Source organism: Zoogloea sp. (assembly GCF_017302315.1).
Classification (GTDB): Bacteria; Pseudomonadota; Gammaproteobacteria; order Burkholderiales; family Rhodocyclaceae; genus Zoogloea.
In genome coordinates this window covers 57146-73636 of sequence record NZ_JAFLDT010000005.1, presented here as the reverse complement: position 1 = coordinate 73636, position 16491 = coordinate 57146, and the positions used below count along the sequence as shown (strand labels likewise).

At 63.4% G+C, this 16491-nt stretch carries 11 protein-coding genes; 3 read left to right on the top strand and 8 right to left on the bottom strand.

What is annotated here, in order from left to right; all coding sequences use genetic code 11:
* Positions 1–130: 130 nt before the first annotated feature.
* The 8 genes from aspS to ccsA all read right to left on the bottom strand — a co-directional run bounded on the left by aspS (position 131) and on the right by ccsA (position 9111).
* On the bottom strand, positions 131–1921 hold the full coding sequence (aspS, locus tag J0L98_RS03205) for an aspartate--tRNA ligase (protein ID WP_296410039.1): 1791 nt from the start codon (positions 1919–1921) through the stop codon (positions 131–133).
* Positions 1922–1973: 52 nt separating this feature from the next.
* Complete coding sequence (locus J0L98_RS03200; protein WP_296410037.1) at positions 1974–2609, bottom strand: DUF502 domain-containing protein; 636 nt, start codon at positions 2607–2609, stop codon at positions 1974–1976.
* 25 nt (positions 2610–2634) lie between these two features.
* Positions 2635–2901, bottom strand: a complete 267-nt coding sequence (locus J0L98_RS03195) for a zinc ribbon domain-containing protein (RefSeq protein WP_296410035.1) — start codon at positions 2899–2901, stop codon at positions 2635–2637.
* Between the two features lie 111 nt (positions 2902–3012).
* Positions 3013–3867: an A24 family peptidase gene (locus J0L98_RS03190; protein WP_296410079.1), complete on the bottom strand. Its 855-nt coding sequence runs from the start codon at positions 3865–3867 to the stop codon at positions 3013–3015.
* 12 nt (positions 3868–3879) lie between these two features.
* Positions 3880–5124: a type II secretion system F family protein gene (locus J0L98_RS03185; protein WP_296410033.1), complete on the bottom strand. Its 1245-nt coding sequence runs from the start codon at positions 5122–5124 to the stop codon at positions 3880–3882.
* Between the two features lie 22 nt (positions 5125–5146).
* A complete protein-coding gene (gene pilB, locus J0L98_RS03180; protein ID WP_296410032.1) occupies positions 5147–6865 on the bottom strand; it encodes a type IV-A pilus assembly ATPase PilB in 1719 nt (572 codons plus the stop codon).
* A gap of 91 nt (positions 6866–6956) precedes the next feature.
* A complete protein-coding gene (locus J0L98_RS03175; protein WP_296410030.1) occupies positions 6957–8231 on the bottom strand; it encodes an HlyC/CorC family transporter in 1275 nt (424 codons plus the stop codon).
* Positions 8232–8283: 52 nt separating this feature from the next.
* The gene (gene ccsA / locus J0L98_RS03170) at positions 8284–9111 is read right to left on the bottom strand and encodes a cytochrome c biogenesis protein CcsA (protein ID WP_296410028.1); all 828 of its coding nucleotides are present in this window, start codon (positions 9109–9111) and stop codon (positions 8284–8286) included.
* A gap of 38 nt (positions 9112–9149) precedes the next feature.
* Between ccsA and ffh the strand changes: the two genes are divergently transcribed.
* The 3 genes from ffh (at position 9150) to J0L98_RS03155 (ending at position 16476) form a co-directional block, all read left to right on the top strand.
* Positions 9150–10511: a signal recognition particle protein gene (ffh, locus tag J0L98_RS03165; RefSeq protein ID WP_296401694.1), complete on the top strand. Its 1362-nt coding sequence runs from the start codon at positions 9150–9152 to the stop codon at positions 10509–10511.
* A gap of 84 nt (positions 10512–10595) precedes the next feature.
* Positions 10596–13832, top strand: coding sequence for a chemotaxis protein CheB (locus J0L98_RS03160; protein WP_296410026.1), 3237 nt, complete (start codon positions 10596–10598; stop codon positions 13830–13832).
* Positions 13833–13857: 25 nt separating this feature from the next.
* A complete protein-coding gene (locus J0L98_RS03155; RefSeq protein ID WP_296410025.1) occupies positions 13858–16476 on the top strand; it encodes a PAS domain S-box protein in 2619 nt (872 codons plus the stop codon).
* The last annotated feature ends 15 nt before the right edge of the window (positions 16477–16491 follow it).

The following is a 16491-nucleotide window of genomic DNA, read 5'->3' as shown; positions in this document are numbered from 1 at the left end:
TAGCGGGCGGAAAGTGCACAGGAACACCTGTCCAAACGGCGCGGCGGCTTCAATCTTGAGGTGTCGGGAAAAAGAAAAAGGCGAACGGCCTCGGCCGTTCGCCTTGTTTGCCCGCACCCGGCAGGGCGAATCACCCGGCGGGTGTTTCCGCAGCCTTCTGACGCAGGCGGATGTGCAGCTCGCGCAATTGCTTCTCGTCCACCGGCGAGGGGGCGTCGGTGAGCAGGCACTGGGCGCGTTGGGTTTTGGGGAAGGCGATCACATCACGGATCGACTCGGCGCCGGTCATCATGGTGACGATACGGTCGAGACCGAAGGCCAGACCGCCGTGGGGCGGAGCGCCGTAGCGCAGGGCGTCCAGCAGGAAGCCGAACTTGGCCTGCTGTTCTTCGGGGCCGATGTTGAGGGCCGTGAAGACCTTTTCCTGCACTTCAGCACGGTGGATACGTACCGAGCCACCCCCGATTTCCCAGCCGTTGAGGGCCAGGTCGTAGGCCTTGGCGAGGCACTTGCCCGGGTCCGTGGTGAGCAGCTCCAGGTGCTCGTCCTTGGGGCTGGTGAAGGGGTGGTGGCAGGCCGTCCAGCGCTTGTCCTCGTCGTCGTACTCGAACATGGGGAAGTCCACAACCCACAGGGGCTCCCAGGCCTTGCCGTTGACGAAGCCCTTTTCGTGGCCGAGCTTGATGCGCAGGGCGCCGAGGGCGTCATTGACCACCTTGGTCTTGTCGGCGCCGAAGAAGATCAGGTCGCCGGACTGGGCGCCGGTGCGCTCCAGGATGGTACGCAGGGCCGCCTCGTTGAGGTTCTTGACGATGGGCGACTGCAGGCCGGTTTCGTTCACCTGGGTGACGTCGTTGACCTTGATGTAGGCCAGCCCGCGGGCACCATAGATGCCCACGAACTTGGTGTACTCGTCGATTTCGCCGCGGGACAGGGTGGCGCCGCCCGGCACGCGCATGGCTGCGACGCGGCCACCTGTGGTGGCGGGTCCGCTGAAGACCTTGAAGGCCACGTCCTTGACCGCGTCGGTGACATCGGTCAGCTCAAGGGTGACGCGCAGGTCAGGCTTGTCGGAGCCGAAGCGGTCCATGGCTTCGCCGTAGGTCATGCGCGGGAAGGGGTTGGGCAGATCGACGGACAGCACCTCTTTGAAGATGCTGCGGATCATCTCTTCCATCAGGGCCGTGATCTGGTCTTCGGTCAGGAAGGAGGTCTCGATATCGACCTGGGTGAATTCCGGCTGCCGGTCGGCACGCAGGTCTTCGTCGCGGAAACACTTGACGATCTGGTAGTAGCGGTCGTAGCCGGCCACCATCAGCATCTGCTTGAAGAGCTGAGGGGACTGGGGCAGGGCGAAGAACTGTCCGTCATGCACACGGGACGGTACCAGGTAATCACGCGCGCCCTCGGGGGTGCTCTTGGTGAGCATCGGGGTTTCAATGTCGATGAAGCCCTGGGCGTCGAGGAAGCGGCGGAAGGCCATGGCCGTGCGGTAACGCAGGATCATGTTCTTCTGCATCTGCGGGCGGCGCAGATCGATGACCCGGTGGGTCAGGCGGGTGGTCTCGGAGAGGTTTTCCTCGTCGAGCTGGAACGGGGGCGTGGCGGAGGTGTTGAGCACCTCGATATCGTGGCACAGGACTTCGATCTCGCCGGAAACCAGGTTGGCGTTCTCGGTGCCGGCCGGCCGGCGGCGCACCTTGCCGGTCACCTTCAGAACGAACTCGCCGCGGATGGTTTCGGCCACATGGAACATGTCGGCGCGGTCGGGGTCGCAGACCACCTGCACCAGACCTTCCCGGTCGCGCAGGTCGATGAAGATGACCCCGCCATGGTCGCGCCGACGGTGGACCCAGCCGCACAGGGTGACGATCTGATCGAGGTAGGCGGCGGAAACAAGGCCGCAGTATTGAGTTCGCATGGTGGAGTCTTTATTCCTGGAAGAAACGGAGCGCGGCGTGAAGCACGCGCGTCTATTGATTCAGAAGGGCCGCTGCGGGCCGCGGGGCGGCTGTCCGGTGGGGAGGCGGTGCCACGACACCCATGGAGATGATGTACTTGAGCGCTTCGTCGACACTCATGTCCAGTTCGATGGCGTCCTTGCGCGGCAACATCAGGAAGAAGCCGGACGTGGGGTTCGGTGTAGTCGGGACATAGACACTGACGAATTCACTGCCCAGATGATGGGCTGCATCACCGCCGGGCGTGCCGGTCTGAAAGCCGATGGTCCACATGCCCTCGCGCGGGTACTGGATCAGCAGAGCCTTGCGAAACGCCTGGCCGTTGCTCGATAGCAGCGTGTCAGACACCTGCTTGACGCTGTAGTAGATCGACTTGACTACCGGGATGCGCGATAGCAGGCTTTCCCAGAAGCCGACCATGCGCTGGCCGACGAAGTTGGCGGCGGCGAGGCCGGTGATGAGGATGAGCAGCAGGGAGATGACGACGCCGATCCCGGGAACGTGGAAGCCGAAAAAGGCCTCCGGCCGGACTGTGGCCGGAACGAGGAGAAGGATCTGGTCAAGGGTGTTGACGATCCAGGCCAGCACCACGAAGGTGATGACCAACGGAATCCAGATCAGCAGTCCGGTAACGAAATATTTTTTCATTCAGCAGTTTACGCGCGCGTCGTCCTCAGTGGCACGCGCAACTGCCGCCGCAGGGAGTGGCTGCCGGTGCTTCGGCCTTGGCCGGTCCTGAGCTTGGGCTGGCGGAGCTGCCGCCCTTGAAATCGGTGGCATACCAGCCGCTGCCCTTGAGCTGGAAGCCGGCGGCAGAGATCTGCTTGGCGTAGCTTTCAGCGCCGCATGCGGGGCAGGTGGTGAGAGCAGGGTCGCTCATTTTTTGAAGATGGTCTTTTTGATGGCCGCAGGCGGCGCAACGATACTCGTAGATGGGCATGACGAGCTCCGGAAGGTCAATGGGACGAAGTTTAGCGCATCGCAACATCGGGCGAAACAGACCCCTTCCAGCCCAATTGGGGGCGGTGGCCGGGATTTCAAGCGGTTCCGCTCAGAGGATGCCCAGATAGGCTCGGGTCAGGGAGGGGCCCCAGTAGAGGGAGAGCAGTCCGGCGGCGGCCAGATAGGGGCCGAAAGGGATGGGCGTTTCCCGCCCCTGGCGACGGAACAGGATGAGGGCGATGCCGACGATGGCGCCGACCACGGAGGACAACAGGATGGTGAGGGGCAGGATCTGCCAGCCCAGCCAGGCGCCGATGGCCGCCAGCAGCTTGAAGTCGCCGTAGCCCATGCCTTCCTTGCCGGTGGTGAGTTTGAACATCCAATACACCGACCACAAGGTGAGATAGCCTGCAGCCGCTCCAACCACTGCGCTGGAGATGTCGGCGAAGGTGCCCGACAGGTTGAGGAGAAGTCCGCCCCACAGCAGGGGCAAGGTGATGCTGTCGGGTAGAAGCTGGGTGTCCAGGTCGATGAAGCACAGGGCAAGGAGGGCCCACAGGAAAACCAGGGCAGCGATGCCCGCCATGCCAAAACCGAAATGCCAGGCCGTGAAGCCGGAGAGCAGCGCGCAGGCGGTTTCGATCAGCGGGTAGCGGACACTGATCGGACCGTTGCAGTGGCGGCAGCGTCCCCGCTGCAGCAGATAGCTGAGGATGGGCAGGTTTTCGAGGACGCCGATGGGGTGGCCGCAGTGGGGGCAGCGGGAGCCCGGTGTGGCCAGATTGAAGCGTGGGGCGTCGGTTTGTGCTTCCTCACCCCGCAGGGCGGCGGCCTCGGCCTGCCACTCGCGTTCCATCATGAGCGGCAGGCGGTGGATCACCACGTTGAGAAAACTGCCTACGAACAGGCCGACCAGGGTGCAGACGGCGGTGAAGACGAGGGGATCCTTGAATGCTTCCATCAGGCAGCAGGTGTGTTAGCCGACGACGGCGCCGAGCTTGAAGATGGGGAGGTACATGGCGACCACCAGGCCGCCAATCACCACGCCGAGGAAGACCATGATGATGGGTTCCAGCAACTGGCTAAGGCCGGCAACGGCATCATCCACTTCCTGTTCGAAGAAGTCGGCCACCTTGCTGAGCATGGAGTCGAGCTGACCGGACTCTTCGCCGATGGACACCATCTGCACGACCATGGTCGGGAATACCAGAGCGTTCTGCATGGCAACCGTCAGGCTGGTGCCAGTGCTCACGTCGGACTGGATCTGCCGTGTAGCGTTCTTGTAGACGACGTTGCCCGCTGCGCCGCCCACCGAGTCCAGGGCTTCGACCAGCGGAACGCCGGCTGCAAACATGGTGGACAAAGTACGGGTCCAGCGGGCGATGGTGGCTTTGCGGATGACCTCGCCGATCACCGGGAATTGCAGGATCGCCCGGTCGACGGCGGCCTGCATGGCCTCAGAGCGTTTGTACGAATAGGTAATCCCGATCACGGCGCCGGCGATGATCCCGAAGGCGAGGTACCAGTAAGCGACGAAGAAGTCCGAGATGGCGATGACGACAAGGGTGGGGGCCGGCAGTTCGGCACCGAAGCTCGAGAACACCTTCTTGAACTCCGGCACCACGAACAGCATCATCACCGATACCACCATGGCGGCCACGACGACCACGGCGATGGGATAGAACATGGCCGACTTGATCTTGCCCTTGATGGCGAGGATCTTTTCCTTGTATGTGGCCAGGCGGTCGAGCAGGGAATCGAGAATACCGGCCTGCTCACCCGCTGCGACGAGGTTGCAGAACAGGGCGTCGAAGTGGACCGGATGGCGCCGAAAGGCCTGGGACAGGCTGCTGCCGGTTTCCACATTGGCCCGTACGTCATTGAGAAGACGGGCGAGGGACGGGTTGCCACAGCCCTTGATGGCGATGTCGAAGGACTGCAGCAGGGGGACACCGGCACGCATCATGGTGGATAGCTGGCGGGTGAACAGCGCGATGTCCTTGTCGGTGATCTTGCGTCCGCTGGAGAAGGTCTGCTTGCGGATCTTGTGGGTCAGAATGCCCTGCCGGCGCAGTACGGTCTGTACGACGGTTTCCGTCGCTGCACGCATTTCCCCGCGGATGATCTTGCCGGTCTTGTCCTTGCCTTCCCAGACGAAAAGGTGCTCCCGAGCGATGTTGGCGCTGCGGGATGGAGCTTTCTTGTTGGTTGCTGTGGCCATCAATTGATTCCGCGTGAAGCCATCACTCGTTTGTACAGGCGAGCACTTCGGTCAGGGAGGTGACACCCTGCTTCACCTTGAGCAGACCGGACTGGCGAAGATCCCGGACGCCTTCGAGCTGAGCCTGCGCAGCGATGTCCATCGAGTTGCCGTTCGTCATGATTATACGTGCGATCTCTTCGGAGATCGGCATCACCTGGTAAATGCCCAGCCGCCCCTTGTATCCCGAGCCCTTGCAGCGTTCGCAGCCCACCGGGCCGTAGGGCTGCCAGCTACCGTCCAGATCACTCTCGTTGAATCCCGCCGAGATCAGGGCCTCAATGGGAATGTCGACCGGCTTTTTGCATGAGCACAGACGGCGCGCCAGGCGCTGAGCGGTGATCATGATGACCGACGATGCGATGTTAAACGGCGCCACGCCCATGTTCTTTAGGCGCTCAAGGGTGGACGGGGCGTCGTTGGTATGAAGGGTGGATAGGACCAGGTGGCCGGTCTGCGCGGCCTTGACCGAAATTTCAGCGGTTTCCAGGTCACGGATTTCGCCAACCATGATGACGTCCGGATCCTGGCGAAGGAAGGCGCGCAAGGCAAAGGCGAAAGTAAGCCCGGCCTTTTCGTTGACGTTTACCTGATTGATGCCCGGAAGGTTGATTTCCGCCGGATCTTCGGCCGTGCTGATGTTCACGCCGGGCTGGTTCAGGATGTTCAGGCAAGTGTAGAGGGACACCGTCTTCCCGCTACCGGTAGGGCCCGTGACCAGGATCATCCCGTACGGGCGCTGCACCGCATCCATCAGGGCTGCTCGTTGGTCGGGTTCGTAACCGAGGGCATCAACACCGAGCATTGCCGAGGAGGGGTCGAGAATCCGCATCACGATCTTCTCGCCGTAAAGTGTCGGCAGCGTGGAGACGCGGAAGTCGATGGCCTTGTTTTTTGACAGCACCAGTTTCATCCGGCCATCCTGGGGGACGCGCTTCTCGGAGATGTCCAGGCGTGAGATGACCTTGATGCGTGCTGCGATCTTCTCCTTGAGTACCAGAGGTGGCTGGGCAATCTCCCGCAGAATCCCGTCTGTGCGGAAGCGGATGCGGTAGTACTTTTCGTAGGGTTCGAAATGGATATCCGACGCCCCTTCGTTGATGGCGTCGATCAGAAGCTTCTGGATGAAGCGCACGACCGGGGCATCGTCCACCTCCGACGCGCCGTCGTCCGAAGGCCGGGTTGCCTCACCGTTCCCTTCCTGACCGAGGAGATCCATGTCGAACTCTTCCCCGGTCAGGTCCTTGAGGGCCGTTGCGGCGGACTCGGACAGCTGTTCGACAAGGGCTCTGAGTTTCGGCACCTCAACCACAACGGGATCAACCGCCAAGCCTGTTTGGAAACGGATCTCGTCGAGAATGCGCAGATTGGACGGGTCGGACAGGGCCAGGGTCAGCCGGTTGCCCCGGCGTCCCAGTGCAACCACCTGATGCTTGATCATCAGCTTGCGATCAATGGCGTCAGCGGGCAGATGGCTTGTATCGAAGGCGGCCAGATCCAGCGTGGGGGAGCCGAAGGTTTCTGCCGCAAACAGGGCGATGTCGGCAGCCTTCATCAGCCCCCGATTGATGACTTCGACGAGGAAATCATTGGGGTTGGCCGACTGGGACGAGCAGGCAAGGGCCTCGGCCTCAAGAAGCCGGCCGTGCTGGACGAAAGCGCGGGCGAGGCCGCTCAGGGCGGCTTGCGGGGATGAGGCCATGCCGGAATGTCTTTGGAAGGGATCAACCTGAAATGCGTGGGGATCATGCCGTCAGGCGAAGGGCTTGTAAAGCGGCGACGTTCCCCATGGGCTATCGCTCTTTCGTCGGACGGAAGATGCGTACGGTCTTGATGCGCCGGTCCTCGGCCTGGACCACCTCAATGGGTACGCCGGCAATCTTCACAGAGACCCCCGACTCCGGGATGTCCTGCAGGTGTTCGAGCACCAGTCCATTGAGGGTCTTGGGGCCGTCAACCGGCAGATCCAGGCCGAGTTTGCGGTTGAGGGCGCGCAGATGCTGGCTTCCGTCGGCAATGACGCTGCCACTCGCATCCCAGCACAGTTTGTCGGTGGAGTCCGGTGCGCTGGTGGTGAATTTTCCGATCAGCTCTTCGATGATGTCCTCCAGGGTCACGAGGCCGAGGAGTTCGCCGTACTCGTCCACCACCAGACCGAGACGTTCCCGGTTCTCCTGGAAGAAATGGAGCTGGGCGTAGATTGGCGTGCTGGCCGGAATAAAGTAGGGCTTGGTCAGCATGTCCCGGATATCAACGGCCTCAAGGCTGCGATCCAGGGTCTGGCCGAGGATCCTGCGCACGTGGAGCAGGCCGATCACCGCGTTCATCTCGCCGTCGAATACCGGCAGGCGGGTATGGTAGCAAGTGGCCAGATGGCCCTGGATGACGGTGATCGGGTCGGCAATATTGACGGCCTCGATCTGGTTGCGTGGCGTCATCACATCTTCGACGGTAATGTCCTCGAGTTCGAAGAGGTTGAGCAGGATGCTGCGATGCTTGGGTGGAATGAAAGTGCCCGATTCCAGCACCATGGTACGCAGCTCTTCGGTGGACAGGCTGTGCGCATCCTGTCCGTTGTTGTTGCGCAGGCGCAATACCCGGAGGAGACCGGCGACGAAGAGGTTGACGAACCAGACAATGAAATAAAGGCCCTTGAGCAGGGCCGACAGGGGATAGCTGACAATGCAGGCAAGGCGGTTTGCATGATTCGCACCCACCACCTTGGGGGTGATCTCCGAAAACACCAGGATCAGGAAGGTCACCACCAGGGTGCTCACCCCGAGAACCCACTCCTCGCTGCCGAAGAGCTGTATGGTGATGACACTGACCAGAGTGGCAGCCGCCGCATTCACCAGATTGTTGCACAGCAGGATGATGCCGAGGAGCTTGTCCGTCTTGGCGAGGAGTTCCAGTGCCAGACGGGCACCCCGGGAACCCAGACTGGCCGCGGAGCGAAGCCGATACCGGTTTGCAGCCATCATGGCCGTCTCTGCCATGGAGAAGAAGCCCGAGAGGGCGAGCAGCGTGACCAGGATGGCCAGCTGCATGGAGAGAGGGATGCTGTTCAAGTGGCTTGGCGCAGGTGACTTCGGCCCAGTATTCAGGCCGGGTCAGCGCTTGTCAAGCCGGGCGGGCGAGCAGGACTTCCGCGACGAAGCGGCTGCCCACATACGCGAGCATCAGGGCGACAAAGCCCGAAAGGGTCCAGTACAAGGCCTTTCTGCCCCGCCAGCCCCAGGCGTGGCGCCCCACCAGCAGACTCGCGAAGATGCACCACGAAATGATGGCGAAAACCGTCTTGTGATCCAGGCGGAAGGCCTTGCCGAACAGGGCCTCCGAGAACACGATGCCGGAGCCCACCGTGAGTGTGAGCAGCACGAAGGCGATGCCGATCAGCCGGAACAACAGGGCCTCCATGGTGAGGAGCGGCGGCAGCGATGCAAAGGCGCGGGTCAGGTGGGCGCCGTGCAGGCGCTTCTCGGCAACGGCCATCAGCGTGGCGTGCAGGGCCGCAAGCGTAAACAGGCTGTAGGCCAGCATGGCCACCACGAAGTGCGCGCGGAACAGGGGCGAGTTGGCGTTGGTCAGCAGGTGCTGGTCGGGAAAGAAGGCCGGCAGCAGCGCGCAGACGGCCGCGGCAGGCATGGCCAGGGTCTGCAGACCCTCCAGCCGGGCATACAGGCTTTCGATCCAGTAGAACAGCATGGCCAGCCACAGCATCAGTGAAAGTGCCATGCTGAAGCCGAAGTGAATGCCGTCGGTCGAAAAGAAGACCCCGTGCAGGGCGAAACCGTGGGCCAGAAGGGCGGCCAGCATCACACCGCGCTCCCAGGGCAGCAGGCCCTGACGAGGCGCCCGGGTGGGCGCCAGCCAGCGGCTATGCCAGAAGTGCACGCCGAGAATGGCATACAGGGAGGCGGGGAGGAGATGAAGTAGAATCGCGGCCATTCCTCAAGTTTACTCCAAGGCCTCGGTCACGAACCATCATGCTGGATAACCTCACAACCCGCCTGGCGAAAGTCGTCAAGACTCTCCGCGGCCAGGCAAGGCTTACCGAAGACAACATTCAGGATGCCCTGCGCGAAGTGCGCATGGCACTGCTTGAGGCCGACGTGGCCCTGCCGGTGGTCAAGGATCTCATCGCCCGCGTCAAGGAGAAGGCGGTTGGCACCGAGGTGCTCAGCTCCCTGACCCCGGGCCAGGCCCTGGTGGGTGTCGTCCATCAGGAACTGACGCAGTTGATGGGCGGCGCACACAGCGGGCTCAATCTGGCCACGCAACCGCCGGCCATCATTCTGATGGCGGGCCTGCAGGGCGCCGGCAAGACCACCACCACCGGCAAGCTCGGCAAGATGCTCACCGAGCGCATGAAGAAGAAGGTGCTGGCCGTCTCCACCGACGTCTACCGCCCGGCGGCCATTGCCCAGTTGCAGACCGTCTCCCAACAGGCGGGTATCGAGTTTTTCCCGTCCACGCCGGACCAGAAGCCGGTGGATATCGCCCGCGCCGCAGTTGACTACGCCCGTCGCCATTACATGGACGTATTGCTGGTGGACACCGCGGGCCGGCTCGCCATCGACCAGGCCATGATGGAGGAGATCCAGGCCCTGCATGCGGCGGTCAATCCGATCGAAACCCTGTTTGTCGTCGACGCGATGCTTGGCCAGGATGCCGTCAATACCGCCCGGGCCTTCAACGAAGCCCTGCCCCTCACCGGCGTGGTCCTGACCAAACTCGATGGCGATGCCCGCGGCGGTGCTGCACTGTCGGTGCGTCATGTGACGGGCAAGCCCCTCAAGTTTGCCGGTGTCGGCGAAAAGCTCGGCGGCCTTGAGGAGTTCCACCCGGAGCGGATGGCCAGCCGCATCCTCGGCATGGGCGACATCCTGTCCCTGGTGGAAGATGCCCGGCGTGGCGTGGATGAAGAGAAGGCCAAGGAGTTCGCCCAGAAACTCAAGAGCGGCAAGGGCTTTGACCTCAACGACTTCAAGGACCAGCTCGGCCAGATGAAGAAGATGGGCGGCCTGTCCAGCCTGATGGACAAGTTGCCCGCCCAGTTCGCCCAGGCAGCGGGCCAGCTCCAGGGCGGGGTCGAGGAGAAGGCGGTCAAGCGCATCGAAGGCATCATCAACTCCATGACCCCCGCCGAACGGGCCAAGCCCGAGATCCTCAAGGCCTCCCGCAAGCGGCGCATTGCCGCCGGTGCCGGGGTGACGGTGCAGGAGGTCAATCGCCTTCTGGGGCAGTTTGAGCAAACCCAGAAGATGATGAAACAGTTCTCCAAGGGGGGCATGCAGAAGATGATGCGGGCCATGAAGGGCTTGATGCCGGGCGGTGGCCTGCGCTGATGCTGCACCTGCGCTTGCATTTTTGTGCAGGCAAGTCTTTATTTCGGGGCGATGGCGCCCGATTGTCCGGTGGCGGAGGCAGCAATGGCAGAATTTTCGGCTGAAGGTGGTGGCCTGGACGGGGTCCCTGCAGAAGATGAGGTCGGTGGGGGGGGGCTGGAAGGCGAGAGCCCGGGCCTCCTCACCCGTAACTACATCGTCGGTGTCGGGGCCTCGGCCGGCGGTCTGGAGGCCCTTTCGGGGCTGTTCTCGAGTCTGCCCACCGATCTCGGTGCGACCTATGTGGTCGTCCAGCATCTGTCACCCACCTATCGGAGCATGCTGGTTCAGCTGATCGGCCGCGAGACCGCGATGGAGGTCAAGGAGGTCGAGCAGCACGAATCGCCCAGTCCCAATACGGTCTACATCACGCCGCCCAATCGCAATCTGCTCTATCGGGACGGGCGTTTCGAGTTGATCGAGCCCATCCCCAACGTCCTTCCCAAGCCCTCCGTCAATAGCTTTTTCTATTCCGTCGCCGCCGAGCGGGGCGAGGAAGTGATTGGCGTGATCCTGTCGGGCACCGGCTCGGACGGCGCGGGCGGGGTTCGGGCAATCAAGGCTGGAGGTGGCCTGGTGTTTGCCCAGGATCCGGCATCAGCCAAGTACGCCGGCATGCCCCAGTCGGCCATCGAGACCGATTGCGTCGATTGGGTGCTCACCCCCGACGCCATCGCCCGGGAGATCGCCCTCATCGTGCGCACCCAGGGCTTGGTGGACCCACCCGAAAAGCTGCGCGACGCACCGGGCACCATCCAGTCCCTTCTTACCCGGGTTCAGCGCTACACCCGCATCGACTTCTCGGGTTACAAGGAGAACACCGTGTGGCGGCGCATCCTGCGGCGGATGGCCACCAACCGGGTGGAGTCCCTTCAGGACTACATCGACCTCACCGAGCGCAATCCCGAGGAGCTGGGCCAGCTAAGCAAGGAAATCCTGATTTCAGTGACCTCCTTCTTTCGCGACAGGGATGCGTTTGATGCGCTGGCTGCAGCCATGTGCGAGCGGCTGGCGGTCAAGCGGCCCGGTGACGAGATCCGGGTCTGGGTACCCGGCTGCGCCACCGGCGAAGAAGCCTACGCCATCGCCATCCTGATCTCCGAGTATCTGGGCGCGGCGCTCTCCGAGTACACGGTCCAGATATTCGCCACCGACATCGACATGAGCGCCATGGCCATCGCCCGGCGCGGCGTGTATTCGGCCGCCAGCCTCGGTGAAGTGGACGCCGCCATCGTCCAGAAGTACTTCATCACCGCCGGCGACGCCTATGAAGTGGTAAAGCCCCTGCGTGAACTGGTGGTTTTCGCCCGCCAGGATCTGGTGCAGGATCCGCCCTTCGTGCGTCTGGATCTGGTGAGTTGCCGGAACGTCCTGATCTACTTCCAGAATCCGCTTCAGGAGCGTGTCCTCGGCACCTTCCACTATGCGCTGGCGCCGGCCGGGCTGCTGTTCCTGGGCAAGTCGGAGAGCGTCTTCCAGCACGAGGATCTGTTCGACACCGTGCATCGGGACGGGAAGATCTTCCGCCGCAGCGGTCTGGCCGCTCGGGCGCCCCTCGGTCCCATGCGCCAGCCCCTGCGCAGCCGTCCTCCCGAGCGTGAGCGACGCAACCCGGCCGATGTACTGCTGCATACCCTGGCCGAAGCCTACGCCCCACCCAGCCTGCTGGTGAATCAGAGTTTCGAGATCCTGCACGTGTTCGGCGAGGTGAATCGGGTCCTGGGCATTCCGTCGGGGCGTCCGGACTTCAACCTCCTCGGGCTCATCCGCAAGGAATTCCGCACCGAGTTGCAGACCCTGCTGCACCAGGTTCGCCAGAAGGGGGGGGCGATCAGTGGCCGCCCACGTCTCCTCGATGTGCCCGGCGTGGCGCCCCAGCAGCTACGCATGCATCTGTGGCCGGTCAGTGTCGAAACCGACGGGGACGCGGCCATCGTGTCCTTCGAGACGGTGGTCGAGCAGCCTTCCGGCAATGATCTACCGTCGGGCGAACTCAATCTGGCCTCGCGGGATCTCGAAGAGGAGCTCATCGCCACCCGCGAGCATCTCCAGACCGTGGTCGAGGAACTGGAAACCTCCAACGAGGAAACCCAGGCGCTCAACGAGGAACTGCAGGCCTCCAACGAAGAGTTGCAGGCCGCCAACGAGGAACTCCAGGCCGCCAACGAAGAGCTCCAGTCCACCAACGAAGAACTCACCACCGTCAACGAAGAACTCCAGATCAAGTCCGCCGAGCTGGCTGATGCCAATGCGGATCTCGAGAACGTCCAGAACAGCTTTGGCTTCTGCCTGCTGGTGGTCAGCGAGCAGATGCGCGTGCTGCGCTTCAATGAGGTGGCGGCGCGCTATTTTGGACTCAATGACAGTGCGACGGGTGAGCATGTGCGGATCATCCTCGCCCAGCAGAAGCTCGACGCCCATACCGACCTGATCGAGCAGGTGGTGCGTGATGGTCGTCCGCTCGAGCGTCAGGTCAGCGATGCCCTGCGCCACTATCTGCTGCGGGTCTCGCCACGGGCCGTTGCCCGTAGCACGGAAAGGGGAGGGGCCGTCATCACCCTCATTGATGAGACCCACCTCCTGGAGACCCAGTGCCAGTTGCGTAACAGCGAGCAGCGCATGACCGCCATCATGGAGAACGCCTTTGCGCTCATCTCCGTCAAGGACACGCTCGGGCGCTACGAGTATGTCAATTCCCGCTTCAAGGAGTATTTCCGCACGACGGCTGAAGATCTGATCGGCCGTACCGATTTTCAGCTCCTGCCTGACGACATGGCCCGCCAGATCCGCGAACGCGATCTCGCCGTGCTGGCCAGCGGCCGGAGTGTCGAGAGCGAGGAGACGATGACGCTGCCGGATGGCGAGCACACCTTCCTCGTGCTGCGCTTCGGACTCCTCTCCCATGACGGCGTGGTGGCCGGCCTGTGCACCAAGAGCACCGACATCACCGACCGTAAGCGCAGGGAGGCCGTGCTGATCCAACGCGAAGCTTTCCTGCGTGAGGCCCTGACCGTCATCCCTGCCGCCCTGCTGCTCGAGTTCGATGCGGCTGAGGCATTGGTGCGCAGCGTGGGCGACCTGGGGCGTGAGCATCTGGATGGCCTTCAGGCCGGTGTGCCCATGGTGTCCGTCTTGGAGCGGCTTGGTCTGAGCTGCGTTGAAGGATGTGCGGGCGAAGGCCCTCCGGTGCCGAGCTCTGGCATGCTGGGGGATCGGCCGGTGTCCCTGCGCGTCTGCCATGCCCACGGGCATTCCACGTTTGTCCTGATCGTCCCCGCCTGACGATGGGTGTTTGTGGAGGGCCAGCATGAAGCGCGAAACGGTCGTGCCGGCGCCCTTGATCTTTCCTCCGCCCACCGAAGCCCGGGGTGCGAGCCAGGCGGACGCGCTTGCGGGCTTGCCCGTTCCGGCCGCCTGTTTGACGGTCGACGCCGGTCTGAGCGATGCCAATCGGGAGTGGTTCCAGCTCCTCGAGCCCGCCACCCGCGAAGGCGCCGGCTGGCTCGCTTGCCTTGATGTCGCAGCCACGAGCCGGCTGCGTGATGCGTTGCGCAAGGCGGAAGGTCAGTTTGATCTGACCCTGACCCGGGGAGGGGAAAACGGGCGCTACTTCCGGGTACGTGGGCGCTTCGATGCGGCACGTGGCGAATGGCTCTCCGTATGGACCGATGAGTCGGTGTCGATGCGTGCCGATCTGGCCCTGAGCCGGGCGCTCATGGTCGCCCACGAAGCGCGGGAGGAGGTGGAGAACATCTTCGACGCGGCAGCCGAAGCCATGCTCATGGTTGATTGCGGCACCCTCCGCATCCTGCGCAGCAATCCCGGCGCCGCGCAACTCTATGGCTATTCCGTGCGTGATCTGGAAGGCCGTCCGGTCGGCGATCTGGTGGCGGGCTCTGCGATTGCCGGCGACTTCCTGCGGCTGCACCGCGACTACGTCCCCCTACGCTTCCACCGCCGGGCCGACGGAAGCCACATTGCTGTCGAGATACGCATTCGCTATTGCACCCGCAATTGCCGCGAGGTCGCCGTATTGACCGTGCGCGATGCTTCGGAACGGACCCGCAGTGCCGCTGTGCAGCTCGAGAGTGACCTGCGCTACCGCACGGTTTTCGATGGTGCGCCCTTTCCCATCCTGCTGCTCAACACCCAGGGCAGCATCGTGGATGCCAACCCTGCCGCAGCCGATCTCTACCGCTTTACCCGCGATGAGATTCTCGGCCAGCGTGCCGCCAGCCTCATCACCAACGACCTCGCCCTGCTCAGGCTCTTCGTCACGCGCCCCACCTTCCTGCCGGCGGGTGACCACGTGCGCAAGGACGGTACCCGCTTTGCCGCAGAGACCACGGTGTCCTACGTCAATCAACGAGGTGTGAGCCTGGCGATTCTCATCGTGCGGGACGTGACCGAAGCCCGGGAGACCGTGGCCCGTCTGGAAGAGGCCGAGGAACGTTGGCGGTTTGCCCTTGAGGGGGCGGGGGACGGCGTATGGGACTGGAACGTGCGTGACGGCAGTTTCTATCGCTCGCCCCGCTGGGGCGAGATGCTTGGTTACACGCCGGCCGAGTCACGTCGTCTGGCGTGGCGCGAACTCATCCATCCGGACGACCGCAGCCGGGTGCTCGGGAAGATGGAGGACTACCTCCATGGTGTGGTGCCGATCTACGAGGCGGAGTTCCGGTTGCGCTGCAAGACCGGGCAGTACCGCTGGATCGCCGCCCGGGGCAAGGCCATGGCCCGGGATGTGGACGGCACGCCGATGCGCATTCTCGGCACGCACCGGGACATCAGTGAAACCCGTTCCCTGATGGAAACCCTGCGGGCCTCGGAAAGGCTCTGGCAGTTTGCCCTGGAGGGGCATGGAGATGCCCTGTGGGACTGGGCGGTGGAAACCGGTGAGATCAACGTCAGTGCGTCGTTTGCCACCATCATCGGCTACCCCGAGGACCGCCCCCTGAGTGGCAACGACATCTGGCCGTCGCGTCTCCATCCGGACGATCTGCGAGGAGCGATTGCGGCGTTTTCCGCCCATCTGTCCGGCGCCCGCCCCATCACCGAAACCGAGTTCCGGCTGCGCATGGAGGACGGCTCCTATCGCTGGATTGCCCTGCGCGGCAAGATCATGGAGCGGGATGCCAACGGACGCAGCACGCGCATGATCGGAACCGTGCGCGATGTGCACGACCGGCACCTCAGCGTTGAACGGGAAAAGCAGCAGCAGCGCGAGCTGGCCCATGCGGCGCGCCTGATCCACGTGGGGGAAATGGCATCGGCCCTGGCCCACGAGCTCAACCAGCCACTCACTGCCCTGCGCAACTTCAGCGCCGTGGCCCTGCGCCGCCTGGAAGAGCCCGAGAGTGGTAGCGAGGCTATCCGCGGCCCCCTCAAAATGATTGCCGAACAGGCCTTGCGCGCCGGCGAAATCGTGCACCGGGTGCGCGGCTTTGTCCGCAAGGGGGGGCTGGTGACGGCCCCCGTGGCCCTGAACGAGGTCGTTCGGGACATGGTGCGCTTTGCCGAATTCGACGCCCGCGCCCACTCGGTCCAGTTCGTCCTCGAACTGGCAGATCCTCTGCACCCCGTCTTGGCCGACCAGGTCCAGATCGAGCAGGTCATCGGCAATCTGGTGAAGAACGGCATTGAGGCGATGGGTGAGAGTACCCGTGAGCGCGTGCTGACGATCCGCACCCGGCCGCTCGACGACGGCACCGTAGGTGTGTGCGTGATTGACCGGGGCGGCGGGCTTGCCGACGTTGTCCGTGCCGACCCCTTTGCCCCCTTTGTCACCACCAAGCCCGATGGCGTCGGTCTGGGCCTCGCCATCTGCCGCACCATCGTCGAGAACCATGGCGGGCGAATGTGGGTCGAATCCAGCACATCGTCGGGTACCACCTTCAGCTTCTGTCTGCCGGTCGTTGCGGTGTGAGCGCATCCCGTAGCC